Here is an 18,975-nt window from a genome sequence, read left to right as displayed (position 1 = left end):
CAACGGCAGACACACAGATCAAGGAGCCAACCCATGCGCGCCCAACCGCAAGCGTCCCACTATGTCGGCGGCTCATATGTCGAGAGCCAGAGCGGCACTCCCTTTGACTCGCTGTATCCCGCAACCGGAGAAGTTATCGCGCAGATCCGCGCTGCCGACGATGCCGTGATCGAGGCGGCAATCCGCTCTGCCCAGGAAGGCCAAAAGGTCTGGGCGGCAACGCCAGCGGCCGAACGAGGCCGGGTGCTACGCCGGGCGGCCGAGATCCTGCGTGAAAAGAACCGGGAACTCTCCATTCTGGAAACGCTCGACACCGGCAAGCCCTTGCAGGAAACCCTGATTGCCGATGCCGCGTCCGGCGCCGACTGCCTGGAATATTTCGGCGGTCTGGCCGCAACGCTTACCGGCGAACATATCGATCTGGGCGGCTCCTTCGCCTACACCAAGCGCGAACCGCTCGGCATCTGTTTCGGCATCGGCGCCTGGAACTATCCGATCCAGATCGCCTGCTGGAAGTCTGCTCCCGCACTCGTTTGCGGCAATGCCATGATCTTCAAACCCTCGGAAGTCACCCCGCTGAGCGCCTTGAAACTGGCGGAGGCCTTTACCGAGGCCGGTCTGCCCGCTGGTGTCTTCAACGTGCTTCAGGGCTTTGGTGATGTCGGTGCAAAGCTGGTCGCTCATCCGGCCATTGCCAAGGTTTCGCTGACCGGCTCTGTCCCGACCGGTGCCAAAGTGGCGGCCCTTGCGGGTGAGCATCTGAAGAAGACAACGCTGGAACTCGGCGGCAAATCCCCGCTGATCGTGTTCGAGGACGCTGACATTGAAAACGCGGTGTCCGCCGCGATCAACGCCAACTTCTATTCCACCGGGCAGATATGCTCCAACGGGACGCGTGTATTCGTTCATGAAGCGATCAAGGAAGCCTTTGTGGCACGGCTCGCCGAACGCACCGCCAAGGCCGTTCTCGGCGATCCGCTGGACGAGGCAACCAATATTGGTCCGCTGGTGTCCAAACAGCAGCTCGACAAGGTGCTCCACTACATGCAGATCGGTCAGGATGAGGGCGCCCGGCTGGTGTGCGGTGGTGGTTCAGCCTCTGTCGCCAGCTTCCCGGACGGCTATTTCGTTCAACCGACCGTCTTTGCCGACGTGAAGGACGACATGCGCATTGCCCGCGAGGAAATCTTCGGCCCGGTGCTGAGCGTGCTCGACTTCACCGATGAGGACGACGTCATCGCCCGCGCGAACGACACCGACTTCGGCCTTGCCGCGGGCGTTTTCACCAGGGACATTCAGCGGGCGCATCGGGTGATCGATCAGTTGCAGGCCGGCACCTGCTGGATCAACACCTACAATCTGACCCCGATCGAAATGCCTTTCGGCGGCTACAAGAAGTCGGGCATCGGCCGCGAGAACGGCCATGCCGCGATCGAGTACTATAGCCAGACCAAGAGCGTTTACGTGGAAATGGGCGGTGTAGAGGCAGCGTTTTAAGGCGCTGCTTCTCGTTCCACCTAGAACAGGTTGACCAACCTTCGCGACGGCGTTTCCTGCTTCTTCAGGACAGCGCTGGCGTGTGTGGTACGTTCAAGCTGCTGTCACTCATAAGCCTTTATCCTGAGAAGCCACGCAAGCGGCGTCTCGAGGGTTGGGCCGTTTCTCCTCGATACCCAGTTGCCCTTGGTTCGATAGTTTCCTTGGGCCGATCGAGAGCATTTCCCGCCATTCGGTTTTTTGCCGATTGAAGTTTGATCTCCGGCGCCCGAGATATTAGCCAGAGCGTTTCACGGAGCCCCGATGAACAAAGCCTTTCTTGACCCAGCCCCGCGCACATACGCGCCTCATGTCTATCTGCTTGCCCGCTCCAGCAGAGGCCCTTCCTGTGCGCCGGAGACACTCAGCATCGACCAGCTGAATTCGTGGCTCTTGCATGAAGCGACGCGGATCGATGATGTCATGCTGATGTTCGAGGAGTTCATGTGGCGCTGCAAGGCTGCAGGCCTCGCAATCGACCGGGCAACGCTGCATATCGGTACCCTGCATCCGCGCGTCATCGGTTTTTCCTGGGTCTGGAACAGTCAGGACTATTTCTGCGACGAGGTTGCCGCAGATGCCAACGCGACCAAATCGGAAGCCTTTACCCGCAATCCGCTTTTCCACGTCATCAACGAAGGCCAGACCATCAAGGTTGATCTGGAAAGCGAGGAAGGCGCCAATTCCGCTCCGCTGATGCGCGAACTTGCCGATCAGGGATACACGACCTATATCGCCCTGCCGCTCAGTTCCTCGCACGAAAAGCGGAACGCCATGACCTTGGCAACCCGCAAACCCGGTGGGTTCCCTCCGGCGGAAAAAGACCTGATCCGCAATCTGATCGACCTTTTGGCGCTGCACATCGAGCGCCACATCGTTCAGCGGATTGCCCGCAACGTTGCCGACACCTATCTCGGGCCGATCGCCGGGCAGCGCGTGCTGGACGGCGAGATCAAGCGCGGTGATGGCGAGGCCATCAAGGCGGTGGTCTTCATGGCCGACATGCGCGGCTTCACTCAACTCGCCGACCGGCTGAGCGGACCGGAAGTGACGGCTATTCTCAACGCCTATTTCGACAGGATCTCGGACGCAGTGCTCAACCACGGCGGCGATATCCTGAAGTTCATGGGCGACGGCATTCTGGCCGTGTTCGATCAGAAGACATTTGGCGAAACAGCGGCGGCGAACGCTGCCGTGAAGGCCGCCAAGTCTGCACTGGAGGCCATTGACGAGCTGAACCGCAATCCGCCCGAGGATCTTCCCGACCCGGTTCACTGGCACCCCCTGAAGATCGGTATCGGCCTTCACCGGGGTGAAGTCTTCTTCGGCAATGTCGGTGGAGAGGAACGGCTCGACTTCACGGTGATCGGACGCGCCGTCAACGAGACCAGCCGTGTGGAATCCCTGTGCAAACCACTCGGCCGCGCCTTGCTCCTGACAGAACCGGTACGCGCTGCTCTTTCCGGCGACCTCCAGACCGGCCTCAATGCCATGGGCGAACATGCCCTGCGCGGCGTCGGCAAACCGGTTGCCATTTTTGCGGCCTAGTATGGAACGGCTCAGCAAGACCGATGCAGGTCCGGTGAGGGGGCTGCGACAACGGTAATGCGCAGCTCTTGCCTCAGTCCGTCTTGGTCCTGTCCAGCAACTCGGCCTCATAGGCCTTGGCGACGCGCAGGAAGCGGGCGTGGGCGTAGTTCATGGCCAGGATAAAGCCCCACCAGCCGTATTTGCGGTACTTGCGCACGAAATAGGCCTTGAAGAAGCTCACCGGGAATTCGGTCAGGAGGCGGCTTTTCGGCAGCTTGCGGCCGCGGGCGCGCATGTCGTCCACCTGCATGCCCGAGTAGCGGTTGTATTTGCCGACCTGAAAATCCAGTGATCGGATGGACCGGTGCGCCATGATGCCGGAGAGGTTCGAGATGCGCGCACCTTCCTCGGGCCGGACCGTGTCATGAACCGTCGAGGCAGAGAACCGGCCCTTGCGCCGGTCGTAGAGGCGGATCTGATGATATCCGTAGGCCCAGGGGGCAGGGGCGGTTTCATGGGCATAAAGATCGAGGATCATGATCCGCCAGCCATCGGCGTCCGCGTAACTGCCGTCTGCGAATTTGGCTTTTATTTCTGCGGCGAGCCCGGGCGTCACCTCTTCGTCGGCATCCAGATTGAGTAGCCAGTCGTTGCGGCACTGGTCCTCGCCGAAACGCTTTTGCGGACCGTAGCCAGGCCAGTCGTTGCGGATGACCCGCGCGCCAAGTTGCTCGGCCACGGCGACAGTCTCGTCCGTTGATCCGCTGTCGATGACGATGACCTCGTCCACCCAGCCAATGACACTTTCGATCGGCCGGGCGATCCGGTCGGCCTCGTCACGGGCGATGATGAAAACGGAAAGGGGCAGTCGGTCGGTCATGAATGGTCCGGCGTTGGTTTGCTAGGCCGGAAAAGCTCCGGCGCGACTATTTAGCCGTGCCGGAGCCCGAATTGAAGGCGCGAAATCAGGATTTCACGCGAGCAAACAGTGCATCGAGGCCCTGGAGCGCAATAGTGGCGCCCTCCAGCGTGCCGTTGAAGCCGGGTGCATTGAGGTCTTCCAGCTCAAGTCCGCTCAAGGTGACGGTGGCCGGCTCGGTGCCGAGGTTGAAGGCACACAGCACGGTTTCACCCTGATGGCTGCGGGTAAAGACCAACGTATTGTCCTGGCTGTCCAGAAACACCATGTCGCCCTTCTTCAAAGGCTCCTGGGCCTGCCGCCAGGCATAGAAGGCCCGGTTCCGGTTCAGGATGGAGCTTTCGTCCTTGTCCTGTTCGAAGGCGGCAAGCGCCAGATGATCCTGCGCGACCGGAAGCCAGGGCTCGGCTTCGGAGAAGCCGGCGTTGCTGTTGTCTTTGACCCACGGCATTGGTGTCCGGCAGCCGTCGCGACCCTTGTATTCCGGCCAGAAGCGGATGCCGTAGGGATCCTGCAGCTTTTCAAAAGGAACTTCAGCCTGCGGCAGGCCGAGTTCTTCGCCCTGGTAAAGGCAGGGGGTGCCGCGCAGCGAGGCGCAGAGGGCGGTTTCAAGCGGTGCGAAGCGGGCAAGGTCGAGATCCTCGCCCCAGCGGCTGGCGACCCGCTTCACGTCGTGGTTCGACAGCGCCCAGGAAGCCCAGCCGGAGCCGATACCGGCATTCATCTCTTCCACGATCTTGCGGATGTAGGGCGCAGAATGCTGGGGTGTCAGCAGATCGAAGCTGTAGGCCATGTGAATGCGCTTGCCGGCTTCCGTATAGGAGGCCGTCAGTTCCACGGCCTGTCCGTCCGCGCCGATTTCACCGACGGACGTCGTGCCCGGATATTTGTCCAGGAGCGCGCGCAGCTTCTCAAGAAACAACAGGTTTTCCGGCTGGGTCTTGTCGTAAAGGTGATCCTGATAGCCGTAGGGGTTGGTCGGATCGACGGTGGACGGCATTTCAGTCGCACTCAGCGGCGGATTGTTCCTCAGCTGCTTGTCGTGGAAATAGAAATTCACCGTGTCGAGACGGAACCCGTCGACACCGCGGTCGAGCCAGAACCTGGCGGCACCCAGAACCGCGTCCTGAACCTCCAGGTTATGGAAGTTCAGATCCGGCTGGCTGGTCAGGAAATTGTGCATGTAATACTGGCGCCGGCGGCTGTCCCATTCCCAGGCCGGGCCGCCGAAGATCGACAGCCAGTTAGTCGGCACCGTGCCGTCCGGCTTGGCGTTGGCCCACACGAACCAGTCGGCCTTGGCATTGTCGCGTGACGAACGGCTTTCGACGAACCAGGGATGCTGGTCGGAAGTGTGCGAAATCACCAGGTCGATGATCACCTTCAGGCCGCGCGCATGAGCGGCAGCCAGCATGCGGTCGAAATCGGCAAGCGTGCCGAACATCGGGTCGACATCTTCGTAATTGGAGACATCGTAACCGAAATCATCCATCGGCGAGGTGAAGAAAGGCGACAGCCAGATGGCATCGACGCCCAGCGAGGCAATGTAGTCCATGCGTTCGCTGACGCCGTTGAGGTCGCCTATGCCATCACCATTGGTGTCGTTGAAGGAGCGCGGATAGATCTGGTAGATCACCGCCCCACGCCACCAATCCGGGTCATTCTTCATGTCTGACGGCACATCAGCCTCCAGGCCCGTTTCGGCTTCTTCGAACATTGCCGGTTATCTCCGTTCCGCTTCTGAGGCGGTCTTAATGGGTTTCAAAGCGCTTTGAATGGCTATATCCAGCGCCTTGTCAGGTCAAGTGAACAGTGTTGAAAAAGTCGTTCGGCAATTGCTTTCGGTAAGCGATGTGTGAATTGCGTCGCACATGTGGAACGGGGAGGATGACCCAAATGCAAAAACCGGCCCTGCGAGGCAGGACCGGTGGAGCTACTGAAAAGGAACGAAACACGATTTTGTCCGGAACGGGCTTTTCCTACATGGCTTAAGTGACAGGGGTGTGACCGTCTCAATAAGTTTGCCTGCCGCGGGCCGCGCTGAAGACGGAAGCCTCCGACATGCTGCGCCTGCGTCGCCAACGGGTGTTATCTCTTTGGACTATCTTAGTTAAGTAACTGAAATAAAAAATAGAAAAATATTGTTATGACGTTTAGGTCAGTTTCTTCTTGCAAAGCAACATGGAAGCTGGAACTGTCCCCGCACACAGAACTTACGTAAGATGGAGGACCCCTCGCACGGACAAGAGATCCGGCGGAAATCGGGTATCATCTTGCGGGCAAAAAACCTGGAGGAAGTGTCATGACGGCAGCCATGGTGGGTTGGGCACACATGCCCTTCGGCAAACATGCGGACGAAACGGTTGAAAGCATGATCGTCAAGGTGGCGGTCGATGCCATCAAGGACGCAGGTATCGAGCCGGGAGATGTCGACGAGATCCTGCTCGGTCATTTCAATGCCGGTTTCTCGGCGCAGGACTTCACCGCTTCGCTGGTGCTGCAGGCCGATCCGGCGCTCCGTTTCAAACCGGCAACCCGTGTCGAAAACGCCTGCGCAACCGGGTCTGCCGCCGTGCATCAGGGTGTGCGCGCCATTGCTTCGGGCGACGCCCGCTTCGTGCTGGTCGTCGGTGTCGAGCAGATGACCACGACGCCCGGCCCGGAAATCGGCAAGAACCTGCTCAAGGCCTCCTATTTGAAGGAAGAAGGCGATATCCCGGCAGGCTTCGCCGGCGTCTTCGGCAAGATTGCCGACGCGTACTTCCAGAAGTACGGCGACCAGTCCGATGCCCTGGCCAAGATTGCATCGAAGAACCACAAGAACGGTGTCGGCAACCCCTACGCCCAGATGCGCAAGGACCTCGGTTTTGACTTCTGCCGTGCGGAATCGGAAAAGAACCCCTTTGTCGCCGGTCCGCTGAAGCGCACCGACTGTTCGCTGGTGTCCGACGGTGCTGCCGCACTCGTCCTGACCGATCCTGCAACGGCTCTCGGCATGAAGAAGGCGGTTGCCTTCCGCGCGCTTGCCCATGTGCAGGATTTCCTGCCGATGTCTAAGCGCGACATCCTGAAGTTCGAAGGCTGTTCCAAGGCCTGGGGTCAGGCACTCGGCGATGCCAATCTGGCGCTGGACGATCTGTCTTTCGTCGAGACCCACGACTGTTTCACCATTGCAGAGTTGATCGAATATGAAGCCATGGGCCTCACCAGGGAAGGCGAGGGCGCTCGCGCCGTGCTGGAAGGCTGGACGGAAATGGGCGGCAAGCTGCCGGTGAACCCGTCCGGTGGTCTGAAGGCCAAGGGTCATCCGATTGGCGCTACCGGTGTCTCCATGCACGTGCTCACTGCCATGCAGCTGACAGGCACTGCCGGCGAAATCCAGGTCAAGAACGCCGAGATCGGCGGCATCTTCAACATGGGTGGTGCCGCGGTGGCCAACTTCGTGTCCGTGATGCAGGCGATCAAGTAATCTTGTAACAGACAGGAAGTGCAATTAGCTTGCGGTGGACGGATCGGCTGTGGCCGATCCGTCCATTCTTGTTTCAGTCTCTAAACAAATCTCATGACAAAAGACTTATTCATCAGTTTATTTTATGTGGCGGTGTTATATTTCTTCGGCGGGTTCACAATACTGAATGGTTGTCCTTCATTTTACAAGGAATCCAAGCCGGTTTTCGCCTTCAACTCTCCGACGAAGGATGAAGTTCTGGAGGGAATGCATTTCATGTTGGGTGCCTCTGGGGTTGTTCTAGCCGCAGTTTTTCTCAGTTTGTTGACCGGCTTAAACCTTCATTTGGCCCTCTCCGCCGGCTGCCTATACGGCGGCTGGTCCATTCGCGCAAAATTGAAACGGACGTCTGACGGGCCTCTGCCCTGGGTCGCGGTCTACACGGCATCACCGCTGCTGTTTCGGTTATTCGATCGCAGGCCAATGCTGCTGTTCGACATCTGGACACTGGCCGTCGCGGGCGTTTTCGGTTTGCCCCTAGTTGCGTTTGCCCTCATGAAGGGGTGACGTGAGACCGGAGGTTTTTGTGTTTCTGGACTGCCACCCCAATCGAAACACAGCAAATGGCCGGGATTCGGCATATTGGTCGATTAACAGGACAGTGACCGATGCAGCTCCTGGGTACCCACTCGCTCGGGGATGGCAACAGTGGAAATACGTTTGCAGTGGCAACCTGTGAGACTTACTCCGCAGCGTTTGCGATTGCCGAGTAGAAATCCGGATCCGTCAGTTCAGGCGGAGAAACCGGTGCGCCGCCGCCTTCGCCGACGTAAGTATCCGCCACGCCGTAAATGAAGACCCCGCCTGCGTTGCGCTTTGCGATGGCGACCCGCTCGATCAACTGGAAGTCGCCCGTCTCGCAGTTGGCGTAACTTGTATAGATCGGTTTGCCGTTCTCGTTGATCCGTTCGGAACCTGAGGTGAATTTGCCTTCCGCACATTTCTTCTGGCTGTCGGCAACAATAAGCGACATCAGTTCTTCTTCCGATTGGTAGCTGCCTGCCGGAAAAATATGCGCCACAATCGTGCGTGCGTCGTTGGTGGCAACAGCATGAAGGCCGTTCAGATCTTCTTCGCGCTGGCCGTCGGGAATAAGTTTTAGTCCGGACAGGCCGGCGCTGCCCATCAGGTTGAACAGGGCCTGGGTCGCTTCGATGGCAAGTTGCGGGTCGGTCGCCGAACTGGACGCCGCCGCTTCGTCCTTGGTCGGGGCGGAATGTCCGAGGCCACCTTGAGAGTTGGCGCCTGCAGCGCCGGCAACGGGTGCCGCACCGTACCGTGCGATGTTCTGCTCCACGCATTTGGCAAGACGTGCCATCAGGCGAGAGGTGCCTGTCAGGCGGAATTCGTAATTGTAGGTGCCATCTCGAACGTAGAGCGTCCGGCCTCGGCGGAACCGGGTGATGATGTAGCCGCCTCTCGGCATTTGCATGCGCGCCAGATCCTTCGATGTTGCCTTGGCAACGCCACTCTGCCACGCGCCCCGGTCGATGCGATACTGAAGCGCAATATCCGCGCCGACCTTCATGTTCCAGTGAGGTGCCGAAAAGCCGATGGCCCAGTTGTAATTCGTGTCGACCTGAACATACAGCGTGATGCCGCTGCGATAATCTGCCGATGCAACACATGTCGAGAAGGCGCCGTTCTGGTCGTCCGTGAAAGCGCTGCCATTCCAGCTGCCGATACGAAATTTATCGACAACGGCCGCATGACCAATGCCGAGGCTGCCAAGGAGCAGTAGTCCCGCGGCAACCAATGAGTGAACAAGGCGCATCATACCCCCCTTGATGCCATTCCGGCCGAGTGCCAGCCATCTGGAAAAGCTAAGCGAATTCCGCTGCGGCATCAAGAAAGACGCACGCTTCCCCGGAAGGCTGAACGCCGTTGCAAACGAGGGCTGAACGGGGTGTTCACTGCCCGTTGTAACAGGAGGAAAACTCTTTCAACCGGACCAGGCCCGTTGGAAATTTTTCCTCGCAAAAATCACTCTGACCGGCTGCCGGGAATTGAAATTGGCCAAATCAGAGGATTGCAAAAAACTATTCCGCTTCTGTTTCCAGCTTTGAAATCCGGTGCCCGGCGCAGGCAAGGGCTGCCGATTACATTAGACCCATCAAACTGGGACTGGAGACCCTGACGATGACTAGCCGTGGTGGCGACACTCTGAAAACACTGAAAAAGCCGGAAGACCGGCTCGACGTGTTTCCGGCCTTCATGAAGGTTGCCGGTCGGCGTGTGCTCGTTGTCGGGCACGGCGGTGAAGCTGCTGCAAAGGTTCGTCTCCTGGGGGAAACCAACGCCCGGATCGTCGTCGTTTCCAAAATTGTCGAACCGGATCTGCAGGAGGCTATTGACCTCTTCGAGACCGAGCATCTTGCCGAGGATTTCCAGCCTGGTCATCTGAAGGACGCCGCTCTGGTCTTTTCCGCACGCGAAGACTGGGATCTCGACAAGGCTGTTGTCGATGCGGCACGGGCGCAGGGTGTTCCGGTCAACGCTGTCGACAAGCCGGAACTGTGCGACTTCTACACCGGTGCCCTGGTCAATCGCGCACCGATCGCCGTTGCGATAACCTCGACCGGTGTCGGTCCTGTCCTGTCGCGCCACATCCGCGCGCGCATTGAAGCCATGCTGCCGCGTTCGACCGGCGAGCTGGCGCGTCTTGCCGAAAGTTTCCGCGATGCTGCGACCAAGGTGATCCGCGACGGGGGGCTGCGCCGCAGTTTCTGGGCGCGCTTCTTCTCCGGTTCGGTCGCAACCAATCTCTATGCAGGCAAGGCTGATGTCGCCCGTTCCGAGGCGCAGCGGTTGTTGAATTCGATGGCGGACGAGCCCGGTTTTGTCTGGCTTGTCGGTGCCGGGCCGGGCGCGGAAGACCTGTTGACCCTGCGCGCGCAGCGCCTGCTGCAGGAAGCCGACGTCATCGTTCACGATGCGCTGGTGCCGGCAAATGTCGTTGCCATGGGCCGCCGCGATGCGGAGCGCATTTCCGTGGGCAAGCGCAAGGGCGCTCATTCCGTGCTGCAGTCCGAAATTTCCGAGCTCCTGGTCGAGCTTGGCCGCAAGGGCTTGAAAGTCGTGCGTCTGAAAGCTGGAGATCCGATGATCTTTGGCCGTGCCGCAGAAGAAATGGAAGCGCTTCGCGAAGGCGGTATCGGTTTTGAAATTGTTCCAGGCGTCACGGCAGCCTTCGCCGCCGCAGCGTCGGCCCAGATCCCGCTCACGTTGCGCGGTGTCGCCTCCAACCTGGTTTTCGCTACCGGCCACAATGCCAAGTCTGAAACTCTGCCGGATTGGGCGGGGCTGGCACTCAAGGGCGCGACGGTTGCCGTCTACATGGGCCGGACCGTGGCGGCTGCCGTTGCCGAGAAGATGATCGGCGCGGGCCTGAAACCTGAAACGCCGGTTGCCGTGATCGAGAATGCGGCACACCCGGACGAACGCCAATTTGCCGGAACCCTGTCCGAGCTCGCGGTGCTGTCGAACCGCGCGGAGATCGACGGACCGGTTCTGATCGTGATCGGCGAGGCCGTGGGCCATGCCGCAATGGACAAGGCCGAACCCCTGGCGCCGCAGCTCGCCGCCCGGGTTGTAGCCGCCTGAACTTGAAGAGAGTGGACGCACATGAAAGTCATCACCGCCAACCGCCTTTTGAACGGCGATGTTGTCTGGCTCGCGGAAAACGGTTCCTGGGTCGAGCGCATTACGCTGGCAAAGGTTTATGACGGCAAGGAAGCCGTCGCGGCAGCCCTGGCCGAAGGTCTTGAGGCCGAGAAGAACCAGAAAGTCGTCGGTGTCTACGAGATGGACGTGACCGTGGAAGAGGGCGTCATCGTACCGGTGCGCCTGCGTGAAAAGATCCGGGCAACCGGCCCGACCACACACCCGGAACTGGGCAAGCAGGCCCAGGCGGTTTCCGCCTGAAACAACAATGAAGGGCAGGGCAGCGCCTTCCATGGCAGCGCCCGCTGAGGAGAGATTGAGACATGTACCGTTACGACGAATTTGACGCGAGCTTCGTGAACCAGCGTACCGAGCAGTTCAAGGACCAGGTCCGCCGCCGTCTGGCTGGCGAGCTTTCCGAGGACGAGTTCAAGCCGCTGCGCCTGATGAACGGTCTCTACCTGCAGCTCCATGCCTACATGCTGCGCGTTGCCATTCCCTATGGCACGCTCAATGGCCGGCAGATGCGCAAGCTTGCCCATATCGCCCGCACGTACGACCAGAGCTACGGCCACTTCACCACGCGCCAGAACATCCAGTTCAACTGGCCGAAACTGGAAGATACGCCGAAGATCCTGGAAGAGCTGGCAGAAGTCGAGATGCATGCCATTCAGACGTCGGGCAACTGCATTCGAAACGTGACCGCGGATCACTTCGCCGGTGCTGCCGCCGACGAGATCGCCGACCCGCGCCCCTATGCGGAAATCCTGCGCCAGTGGTCATCGCTGCATCCGGAGTTTTCGTTCCTGCCGCGCAAGTTCAAGATCGCCATCACAGGCGCACCGAACGACCGTGCTGCCGTCCAGGTTCACGATATCGGTCTGCAGCTCGCACGCAACGATGCCGGTGAGATCGGGTTCGTGGTCTTCGTCGGTGGTGGACTTGGTCGTACGCCGATGATCGGCCGCAAGGTGCGCGACTTCCTTCCCGAGGAAGATCTGCTTGCCTACTCGGAAGCGATCCTGCGCGTCTATAACCGCTACGGCCGCCGCGACAACAAGTACAAGGCCCGCATCAAGATCCTGGTTCATGAAACCGGTCTGGACGAACTGAAGGCGGATATCGAGGCCGAATTCGAAAAGATCCGCTTCGGGGTCCTGCGTCTGCCGGACGAGGAAGTGCGCCGCATCGAAGCCTATTTTGCTCCGCCTCCGCTGGAAGTGGGCAATGCGACCTCGGCTGCCGTTGAAGCACGCAAGGCGGCGGATGCAGCCTTTGCCCAGTTCACGGCACATAACCTCAACCCGCACCGGGTGCCTGGATATACCTCCGTCACATTGTCCATGAAGCCGATCGGTGGCATCCCGGGCGATGCGTCGGATGAGCAGATGGATGTGATCGCGAACCTTGCCGAGAAATACGGTCATGACGAGCTCCGCATCAGTCACGAGCAGAACGTGATCCTGCCGCATGTGAAGCTGGACGACCTGCCGGCGCTGTTCGACGAGTTGGTGGCCGCGCGTATCGCGGAGGGCAATGCCGGTCTGATCACCGACATCATCGCCTGCCCGGGCATGGACTATTGCGCCCTGGCAACCGCCCGCTCCATTCCGGTTGCGCAGCGGATCTCCGAACGCTTCGGTGCTGCGGAACGGCAGGCCGAGATCGGTGAGCTGAAGATCAAGATCTCCGGCTGCATCAACGCCTGTGGTCACCACCATGTCGGCCACATCGGCATTCTCGGCCTGGAGAAGAAGGGCGAGGAATTCTATCAGGTGACGCTTGGCGGCTCCGCCAACGAAAACGCGTCCATTGGTGAAATCGTCGGTCGCGGCTTCTCGTCTGAAGAAGTGGTCGATGCCATCGAGAAGCTGGTCGATACCTATCTCGGCCTGCGGAACGGCAAAGAAGAGACCTTCCTGGAAGCCTATCGCCGGGTTGGGGAGGATCCCTTCAAGGAGGCCCTTTATGGCGCTGCATGAGACATTCAGCCTAGGTGTTGATCCGGAGCTGGGCTTGCAGGCGGAAGTCGCCGCACTCAACGCCCAGTTCGAGGATGCAACCGCGGACGACGTCCTGAGGGCGGCCATCCGCCACCAGTTCGCCGGTGGCATTGCCATGGTCTCCAGCTTCGGGGCCGATTCAGCGGTGCTCCTGCATATGGTTGCCCAGATCGACCCGTCGACGCCGGTCGTTTTCGTCGACACGGTCAAACTGTTTCCGGCTACGCTGCTCTATCGTGATGAGTTGATCGAGAAGCTCGGCCTGACCGATGTCCGCACCCAGAAGCCGAACAAGGATGATCTCTCCAGGGAAGATCCCGCGGGCATGCTCTGGATGAGCGATACCGACGCCTGCTGCCACATCCGCAAGGTGGTGCCGCTGGCCGAGGCCTTGAACGGGTTCGAAGCCTGGATTTCCGGCCGCAAGCGGTTCCAGAGCGCAAGTCGCTCCAGCCTGGAGTTCTTCGAAATCGACGAAGGCCGGGTGAAGGTCAACCCGCTGGCGGACTGGACGGCTGCCGAAATTCTGGATTATGCCAAGACCCATGATCTGCCGCCGCATCCGCTGGTGGCGCAAGGCTACCCCTCCATCGGCTGCCTGCCCTGCACCAGCAAGGTTGCCCCCGGCGAGGACCCCCGGGCCGGACGTTGGCGCGGCCAGGACAAGACGGAATGCGGCATTCACTGGCCGACCCATGGCAAGGAAGTTGACGGCAGTGGTATCTGACCGCTGCCGATAGAGGATTTTGAGGACGCAAAGAATGGCAACGATTTTCAAGGACGGCGATTTCGTCGAGGAAAGCTGGACGCGGACAGATGCCGAAACCGGCACTTCTGTCGAAGGCGATGCGCTTGTACCGATGACCGTGTTTCTCATCGACCCGGATGCATATCTGGCACGTGACGGTAAAACCGCCGTCATCGTCGAGGCTGGTGACGATGTCGAGCTGATCGAAAACTATCTCGACCGGCTGGCACTGGTTGCCGTCGACTTTCCGAGCTTTTCCGATGGCCGCGGCTTTTCCGCAGCCCGCATCCTGCGTGAGCAGATCGGCTATAAGGGTGATATCCGCGCGCTCGGGAAATACATTCTCGACCAGGTGCCGCTGGCACGCCGTTGCGGTGTGTCGACGTTCGAGATCTCCAAGCCGGAAGTGCTGAAAGCCCTGAAGGCCGGTGAATGGCCCGAGGTCACCAAATATCTGCAGCCGGTCGGCACGGTCGATGAAATCCCGGAAGGAACACGCCCGTGGGCGCGCCGCTCCCACCGGGACCTGGCGGTCGCTGCGGAGTAAGCGGATCGGGGCTGCCCGTCTTGCGCCAATGGTCATAGGCCGGCGGCACAAAATTCGAACGAGCGTTTCAGGGGACCTCGCAAGGCGGGGTCCCCATTTGTTTGCGAGCTGCCATCCTTGCAAGAGGCAGTCGACATGGTCGAAGACTTCAGGCGCTCGCCTATGGTCTTTTGCTGTCGAAGGAAAAGGTGAAACCGAACCACGGCAAGTGTTTTGCCTGTCCAGTTTGTGTCAGCAACCGGAATGCAGTTCGTCAGTGGATTGAAACATCCGGTTACAGGCTGTGAATCGCATTGTCACAAGACTGACTTATTATACGTCATATGGTCTGGCGGCAAAATGATTTGCCGGCGAACCGGCACTGGCGCACGAGGCAATGTGGCGTCGAAACGGGGATACCGGGGCATTGCCAATTGTTTCCCGAAATCCAATACCGCAGGCCGGTTCCGGTCCTCAGCAGGAATGTCGCTAAATGGCCGTCACTCGCACCCTCGAAACGCTCTTCGATCTGAGGAAGCCCGCAGTAAAGACCAACAAGGTGCTTGTGGTCGGGGTCAGTTCAAAGCGATCGCTCGGCCTGGCAATCGGCGAGCACATGTATCAGAACGGTTGGGAAACCGTGCTGACATCGCGCCGACCGGAAAAGCTGTCTGCCAAAACGCCACATCACGACATCCGCTTCCTGGATTATCCGCAGTCCATCGATGCGATTGATGATCTGACCGACCTCACCGGTATGGTGTTCTGCCTGGCGAAAACCGACATCGGCGAAGCCGGACAGAACGGCCTGCTGGGGACGAGCGAAGAGAACTTTCTGAAGACGATCAGCACCAGCTGTTATGCCTTCATCGCCCTGGTGCGGGAGGTGCAGCGTCGCAACCCGAACCTCAGATCCGTTGTTGCCCTGACCTTCCTGGGCGGTGAGCGGGTGGTGCCCGGCTACGAGGTCCTGGGTGTCGCCAAGGCTGCACTGGAACACTCCGTGCGGGCGCTGGCGGCGGAACTTGGCCATGAAAACGTACGTGTGAACGGTGTTTCCGCCGGCGCGGTCCCGACCACGTCATCGCGTGTCCTGCCCGATTTCCGCAAGGTTCACGAGGTTCTCTCGCGGCAGTCGTTCCTGCGCCGCGGTGTCACTGCAGAGGAAGTTGCCGGAGCTGCTGCCTATTTGCTCAGTGATCTTTCCGGCGGAATGACGGGTGAGATCCTGCAAGTCAACGGCGGCCTGCGGCACACGGTGCTCTAAGCTGGTGTCTGGTACGGCGTCGTGGTCTTTTCGTGATGCCGCATGTCGTTCAGCCTAATCGAAGTCAACGCTCCACGTGAACTTAATGCAAAACATCCGCGCTCCGGAAGTTAATGCATACTTTGTGCTTGTGTTTTTATTGGTTCGTTAGATAAACACCCTCACCATGCCTCAGATGGATCAAGGGATTCGGTTTCCGAAACCTTCCGAAACAAAGGGCGCACTTCGGGAAATTGCGGAACGTCCGACGGCGAATGCCTGAATTATTTTAATTCGAGCTGTCGCAGATGGAGAGAACAGTGGTCGCGAATTTATACGGAAAGGACGGTGTCCTGGAGCGGGTCGCAAGGCCTGAAATGCGCGTACCATTCTTGCTGGGTCTGGTGGTGTTCCTGGCTTGCATCTTCGGCATTCTTACCCGGCCGACCGGGTTCCTGGCAGCAGTCTGGCCGGCCAACGCAATTCTCCTCGGACTGCTGGTTCGTTTGCCGAAATCGGCTTGTTGGCAGAGCTGGGTTGCTGCTGCCGTAGGTTACCTGGCAGCGGATATTCTGACAGGAGCGACGCTCGAAAAGGCCGTGCTGCTGAATGCGGCCAACATGGTTGGGGTGGCTGCCGGGTATCAGGTCTATAAATATTTGCCTGCTTCCTCCGTTCGGCTGCAACAACCGTTGGCCCTTCTCCATCTCGCAGTGGCGTCGGCTATCGCAGCTTCCGTGGCAGGGCTTGTTGGCGGCATCGCAAATCCGATCCTCTTCGGCGGGGGTGTCATTCCCGGCTGGATATTCTGGTCGACGACCGAGCTGGTCAACTACATCTCCTTTTTGCCGGTTATCCTGTCGGCACCGAAGCTGGAAGGAACGTTGCCGGACTTTTCCGGTCTGCTGGCCCGGTTGAGGCAGGAAAAACGCGCGCCGCTGATCCTGCTGCTGATCTCCTGTATTGCAGGAGCCGTCGTCGGAGGGCCTGGCGCCATTGCGTTTCCGGTTCCGGCGCTCTTGTGGTGTGGTGTCGTCTATCCGGTCTTTCCGACAGCGATACTGACGCTGTGCATTGGCGTGTGGGGTCTCGTCATCCTGTCAAACGGGCTTGGCGACAGCAGCTCCCTGCAGCTCGACGTGATGACGCTCATTTCCATCCGGCTCGGCATTTCCCTTGTTGCCTTGGCGCCTATCATGTTGTCCTGCGTCACGCAGAGCCGGAACGCGTTGCTGGTCCGTCTGCAATATCTTGCCACGCACGACCAACTGACCGACGTACTCAACCGCAACGCCTTCCGCGAGGAGGTCTCCCGCAGCCTCTCCCTTGGCATGAACGGCTTTGCCCTGCTGATGGTCGACCTCGATCATTTCAAGTCGGTCAACGACACTTACGGACACGCAGCCGGTGATACCGTCCTGGTCAGCTTCGTGCGGCGCGTGCAAGGCACGTTGCAGCCGGGCAGTCTTCTGGGGCGTATGGGCGGCGAGGAATTCGCCATCATGATTCCGAACAGCCAGATCAGGGACGCAGTGGCAGAAGCCGAGAAAATTCGGCAAAGCGTCTGCTGTGAGCCGGTTGCCGCAGGAGACGGAGAACTGGTTCGCGTTACCGCAAGCCTCGGCGTCGTCGCTGTCGAGCACGACAATGCAGCCTGTCTTGATACCCTGTTGGCCGAAGCGGACCGGCTTTGCTACCAGGCGAAGGAACGCGGCCGCAACCGCGTGGAGCACTGCGGAGCGGCATAGGGTTTTCGGACAGGCGGCCGTCAGACTTCCTTGTTTCTGGTCAGGTAAAGCAGTTGGGGGAAGATTTCCTCCAGCGCCGGGTCTCGTCCGGTTTCCGCATTGGCCGTATAGAACTGCCGATTTGCCTTCAGATTGGCATAGCCGTGAATGAACGCCCACAGCATGGTTTCAACGGAAGTCCGGTGAACGGGGTTTTCGCAATTCTCCGGTGAAAGTCCTTCGGAGACCTCCCTTAGAACCGCATAGGCTTCGCGGCTGGCCGGCTGAAGCTCCGGATAGATGTCGATCTGTCGTTCCATGGAGAACATCAGCCGGAACAGATGCGGGTTCTCTTCAACGAAGGCAATGTAACCGCGGGCGCTTGCGAGTATCTGTTCACGGGCATCGTTGGACGCATCCGCCATGTAACGGCGCATCGTGCCGGCAAACTGCCGGAAGCCTTCCGTCGCGATGGCTGCCTGCAGGACGGCAAGATTGGCGAAGTGGTTCTTCGGCGCTCCATGCGAAACGCCGGCACGGGCGGCACACGCCCGCAGCGACAGGGCTTCAAGTCCATCTTCGCGCAGAATGTCCAGCCCTGCCTGGATCAGGGCCTCTTTCAGATTGCCGTGGTGATATTTCGGGTCGCTCAGGCCTGTTTCCTCCATAAGTAGACACTGTCAACATTTTCGTTGACGGCTGAAAATTCCGCATATAGACAGTGACAACATTGCTGGGGTCGCAATGCAGAAGGGTTGTCTTATGTCGTCTAAGTGTTATGTGCGGGCTAGCGTCCTTGCAAGTCTCGCGCTTGTCGCATGTCCTGCCATGGGGGAGGAACAGAAGGACTGGAGCGTGTTGGTTGGCGCTGGTCCCTTCTTCGGTCCGGAATATCTGGGCTCCAAGGACTACGGTTTCGTTCCCGGCATCATCGCGTCTGTGCAGAAGGGGCCGTATTTCGTCAAGTTCAACGGTTTGACGGCGACCGCCAACGTGCTGCCTTTCGACAGCTTTTACGCCGGGCCGCTTATTGGTTACGGCACGGGCCGCAAGGATGTGTCCGACAATGTTGTCGACAAGCTTCCCGATGTTGACGAGGAGCTCTGGGTTGGTGCCACGGCAGGTGGTGGCTACGCCGGATTGCTGCTCGATCGCGATTCACTTGGAGCCAGTGTCGAGATTGCCCATGACGTCATCGGCGACAGCGGCACAACGGCCACATTCAGCCTGGGTTACGAAATCAACGCAACCCAGCGTCTGGCTATCGGCCTTGATGTCTCCACGACCTTTGTCGACGGCACCTATGCTGACGCCTACTATTCCGTGACCGCAAAAGGCGCGGCCGCAAGCGGTCTCAAGGAATACAAGGCCGACGCCGGCTTCCGGGATGTGAGCGTGGATGTCTCTTCAAGATTTGCCGTAACCGAAAACTGGGGCGTCGGTGGCCTCGTCGGCGGGTCGGTTCTTCTCGGCGGTATGGCCGATAGCCCGATCGTTGAAGACCGGGGAGAGGCGCTCAACGGCCATGGCGGTCTGTTTCTCTGGTACAAGTTCTGATCGGCGGCCGGC

The 18,975-nt window shown here is 59.6% G+C and carries 16 protein-coding genes; 12 read left to right on the top strand and 4 right to left on the bottom strand.

Features of this window, described 5'->3' with window-relative positions:
- Nucleotides 1–33: 33 nt before the first annotated feature.
- On the top strand, nucleotides 34–1,497 hold the full coding sequence (betB, locus tag FIV03_RS01695; protein ID WP_023002213.1) for a betaine-aldehyde dehydrogenase: 1,464 nt from the start codon (nucleotides 34–36) through the stop codon (nucleotides 1,495–1,497).
- A gap of 303 nt (nucleotides 1,498–1,800) precedes the next feature.
- Nucleotides 1,801–3,084, top strand: a complete 1,284-nt coding sequence (locus tag FIV03_RS01690) for an adenylate/guanylate cyclase domain-containing protein (RefSeq protein ID WP_152508463.1) — start codon at nucleotides 1,801–1,803, stop codon at nucleotides 3,082–3,084.
- A gap of 73 nt (nucleotides 3,085–3,157) precedes the next feature.
- On the opposite strand, the gene FIV03_RS01685 is transcribed toward FIV03_RS01690, so the two are convergent.
- Nucleotides 3,158–3,946 carry a glycosyltransferase family 2 protein gene (locus FIV03_RS01685; RefSeq protein ID WP_152508462.1) on the bottom strand — a complete coding sequence of 263 codons (789 nt, stop codon included), beginning with the start codon at nucleotides 3,944–3,946 and terminating at the stop codon, nucleotides 3,158–3,160.
- 85 nt (nucleotides 3,947–4,031) lie between these two features.
- Nucleotides 4,032–5,702: an alpha-glucosidase family protein gene (locus tag FIV03_RS01680; RefSeq protein WP_152508461.1), complete on the bottom strand. Its 1,671-nt coding sequence runs from the start codon at nucleotides 5,700–5,702 to the stop codon at nucleotides 4,032–4,034.
- Nucleotides 5,703–6,287: 585 nt separating this feature from the next.
- Between FIV03_RS01680 and FIV03_RS01675 the strand changes: the two genes are divergently transcribed.
- Both FIV03_RS01675 and FIV03_RS01670 read left to right on the top strand, forming a co-directional pair.
- Nucleotides 6,288–7,454 carry an acetyl-CoA acetyltransferase gene (locus FIV03_RS01675; protein WP_152508460.1) on the top strand — a complete coding sequence of 389 codons (1,167 nt, stop codon included), beginning with the start codon at nucleotides 6,288–6,290 and terminating at the stop codon, nucleotides 7,452–7,454.
- Nucleotides 7,455–7,547: 93 nt separating this feature from the next.
- Nucleotides 7,548–8,000, top strand: a complete 453-nt coding sequence (locus FIV03_RS01670; RefSeq protein ID WP_152508459.1) for a hypothetical protein — start codon at nucleotides 7,548–7,550, stop codon at nucleotides 7,998–8,000.
- A gap of 175 nt (nucleotides 8,001–8,175) precedes the next feature.
- Here the strand turns inward: FIV03_RS01670 and FIV03_RS01665 are convergent, their stop codons facing one another.
- Entirely contained in the window at nucleotides 8,176–9,267 is a 1,092-nt protein-coding gene (locus FIV03_RS01665) for a hypothetical protein (RefSeq protein WP_152508458.1), read from the bottom strand.
- Nucleotides 9,268–9,632: 365 nt separating this feature from the next.
- On the opposite strand from FIV03_RS01665, the gene cysG reads away from it, so the two are divergent.
- The 7 genes from cysG (at nucleotide 9,633) to FIV03_RS01630 (ending at nucleotide 17,427) form a co-directional block, all read left to right on the top strand.
- Nucleotides 9,633–11,096 carry a siroheme synthase CysG gene (gene cysG / locus FIV03_RS01660; protein ID WP_152508457.1) on the top strand — a complete coding sequence of 488 codons (1,464 nt, stop codon included), beginning with the start codon at nucleotides 9,633–9,635 and terminating at the stop codon, nucleotides 11,094–11,096.
- A 21-nt stretch (nucleotides 11,097–11,117) separates the two neighbouring features.
- Nucleotides 11,118–11,417 carry a DUF2849 domain-containing protein gene (locus FIV03_RS01655; protein ID WP_023002204.1) on the top strand — a complete coding sequence of 100 codons (300 nt, stop codon included), beginning with the start codon at nucleotides 11,118–11,120 and terminating at the stop codon, nucleotides 11,415–11,417.
- 62 nt (nucleotides 11,418–11,479) lie between these two features.
- On the top strand, nucleotides 11,480–13,138 hold the full coding sequence (locus FIV03_RS01650) for a nitrite/sulfite reductase (protein WP_152508456.1): 1,659 nt from the start codon (nucleotides 11,480–11,482) through the stop codon (nucleotides 13,136–13,138).
- Nucleotides 13,125–13,886, top strand: a complete 762-nt coding sequence (locus tag FIV03_RS01645; RefSeq protein WP_023002202.1) for a phosphoadenylyl-sulfate reductase — start codon at nucleotides 13,125–13,127, stop codon at nucleotides 13,884–13,886. Before FIV03_RS01650 ends, FIV03_RS01645 begins: the two co-directional genes overlap by 14 nt.
- Before the next feature lie 34 nt (nucleotides 13,887–13,920).
- Nucleotides 13,921–14,454, top strand: coding sequence for a DUF934 domain-containing protein (locus FIV03_RS01640; RefSeq protein WP_152508455.1), 534 nt, complete (start codon nucleotides 13,921–13,923; stop codon nucleotides 14,452–14,454).
- 472 nt (nucleotides 14,455–14,926) lie between these two features.
- Nucleotides 14,927–15,700 (top strand): SDR family oxidoreductase, encoded by a 774-nt coding sequence (locus tag FIV03_RS01635; protein WP_023002200.1) that lies wholly within the window; start codon nucleotides 14,927–14,929, stop codon nucleotides 15,698–15,700.
- A gap of 299 nt (nucleotides 15,701–15,999) precedes the next feature.
- A complete protein-coding gene (locus tag FIV03_RS01630; protein ID WP_173013748.1) occupies nucleotides 16,000–17,427 on the top strand; it encodes a sensor domain-containing diguanylate cyclase in 1,428 nt (475 codons plus the stop codon).
- Nucleotides 17,428–17,447: 20 nt separating this feature from the next.
- On the opposite strand, the gene FIV03_RS01625 is transcribed toward FIV03_RS01630, so the two are convergent.
- Nucleotides 17,448–18,074 (bottom strand): TetR/AcrR family transcriptional regulator, encoded by a 627-nt coding sequence (locus FIV03_RS01625; protein WP_152508453.1) that lies wholly within the window; start codon nucleotides 18,072–18,074, stop codon nucleotides 17,448–17,450.
- A 94-nt stretch (nucleotides 18,075–18,168) separates the two neighbouring features.
- On the opposite strand from FIV03_RS01625, the gene FIV03_RS01620 reads away from it, so the two are divergent.
- Nucleotides 18,169–18,963: a MipA/OmpV family protein gene (locus tag FIV03_RS01620; protein WP_173013747.1), complete on the top strand. Its 795-nt coding sequence runs from the start codon at nucleotides 18,169–18,171 to the stop codon at nucleotides 18,961–18,963.
- Nucleotides 18,964–18,975: the final 12 nt, after the last annotated feature.

Source organism: Labrenzia sp. THAF187b, assembly GCF_009363375.1.
In the GTDB taxonomy this organism is placed as follows: domain Bacteria; phylum Pseudomonadota; class Alphaproteobacteria; order Rhizobiales; family Stappiaceae; genus Roseibium; species Roseibium algicola.
Note: the sequence above shows the minus strand (reverse complement) of the source record. Positions and strands in the feature narration are given on the sequence as shown.

Excerpts from the sequence above, each read along its gene's own strand:
- FIV03_RS01690 (WP_152508463.1), top strand. The coding sequence starts at position 1,801 with ATGAACAAAGCCTTTCTTGACCCAGCCCCGCGCACATACGCGCCTCAT.
- FIV03_RS01675 (WP_152508460.1), top strand. The coding sequence starts at position 6,288 with ATGACGGCAGCCATGGTGGGTTGGGCACACATGCCCTTCGGCAAACAT.
- FIV03_RS01635 (WP_023002200.1), top strand. The coding sequence starts at position 14,927 with ATGGCCGTCACTCGCACCCTCGAAACGCTCTTCGATCTGAGGAAGCCC.
- FIV03_RS01685 (WP_152508462.1), bottom strand. The coding sequence starts at position 3,946 with ATGACCGACCGACTGCCCCTTTCCGTTTTCATCATCGCCCGTGACGAG.
- FIV03_RS01665 (WP_152508458.1), bottom strand. The coding sequence starts at position 9,267 with ATGCGCCTTGTTCACTCATTGGTTGCCGCGGGACTACTGCTCCTTGGC.
- FIV03_RS01650 (WP_152508456.1), top strand. The coding sequence starts at position 11,480 with ATGTACCGTTACGACGAATTTGACGCGAGCTTCGTGAACCAGCGTACC.
- FIV03_RS01645 (WP_023002202.1), top strand. The coding sequence starts at position 13,125 with ATGGCGCTGCATGAGACATTCAGCCTAGGTGTTGATCCGGAGCTGGGC.
- betB (WP_023002213.1), top strand. The coding sequence starts at position 34 with ATGCGCGCCCAACCGCAAGCGTCCCACTATGTCGGCGGCTCATATGTC.
- FIV03_RS01670 (WP_152508459.1), top strand. The coding sequence starts at position 7,548 with ATGACAAAAGACTTATTCATCAGTTTATTTTATGTGGCGGTGTTATAT.
- FIV03_RS01625 (WP_152508453.1), bottom strand. The coding sequence starts at position 18,074 with ATGGAGGAAACAGGCCTGAGCGACCCGAAATATCACCACGGCAATCTG.
- FIV03_RS01680 (WP_152508461.1), bottom strand. The coding sequence starts at position 5,702 with ATGTTCGAAGAAGCCGAAACGGGCCTGGAGGCTGATGTGCCGTCAGAC.
- FIV03_RS01620 (WP_173013747.1), top strand. The coding sequence starts at position 18,169 with ATGTCGTCTAAGTGTTATGTGCGGGCTAGCGTCCTTGCAAGTCTCGCG.
- FIV03_RS01655 (WP_023002204.1), top strand. The coding sequence starts at position 11,118 with ATGAAAGTCATCACCGCCAACCGCCTTTTGAACGGCGATGTTGTCTGG.
- FIV03_RS01640 (WP_152508455.1), top strand. The coding sequence starts at position 13,921 with ATGGCAACGATTTTCAAGGACGGCGATTTCGTCGAGGAAAGCTGGACG.
- cysG (WP_152508457.1), top strand. The coding sequence starts at position 9,633 with ATGACTAGCCGTGGTGGCGACACTCTGAAAACACTGAAAAAGCCGGAA.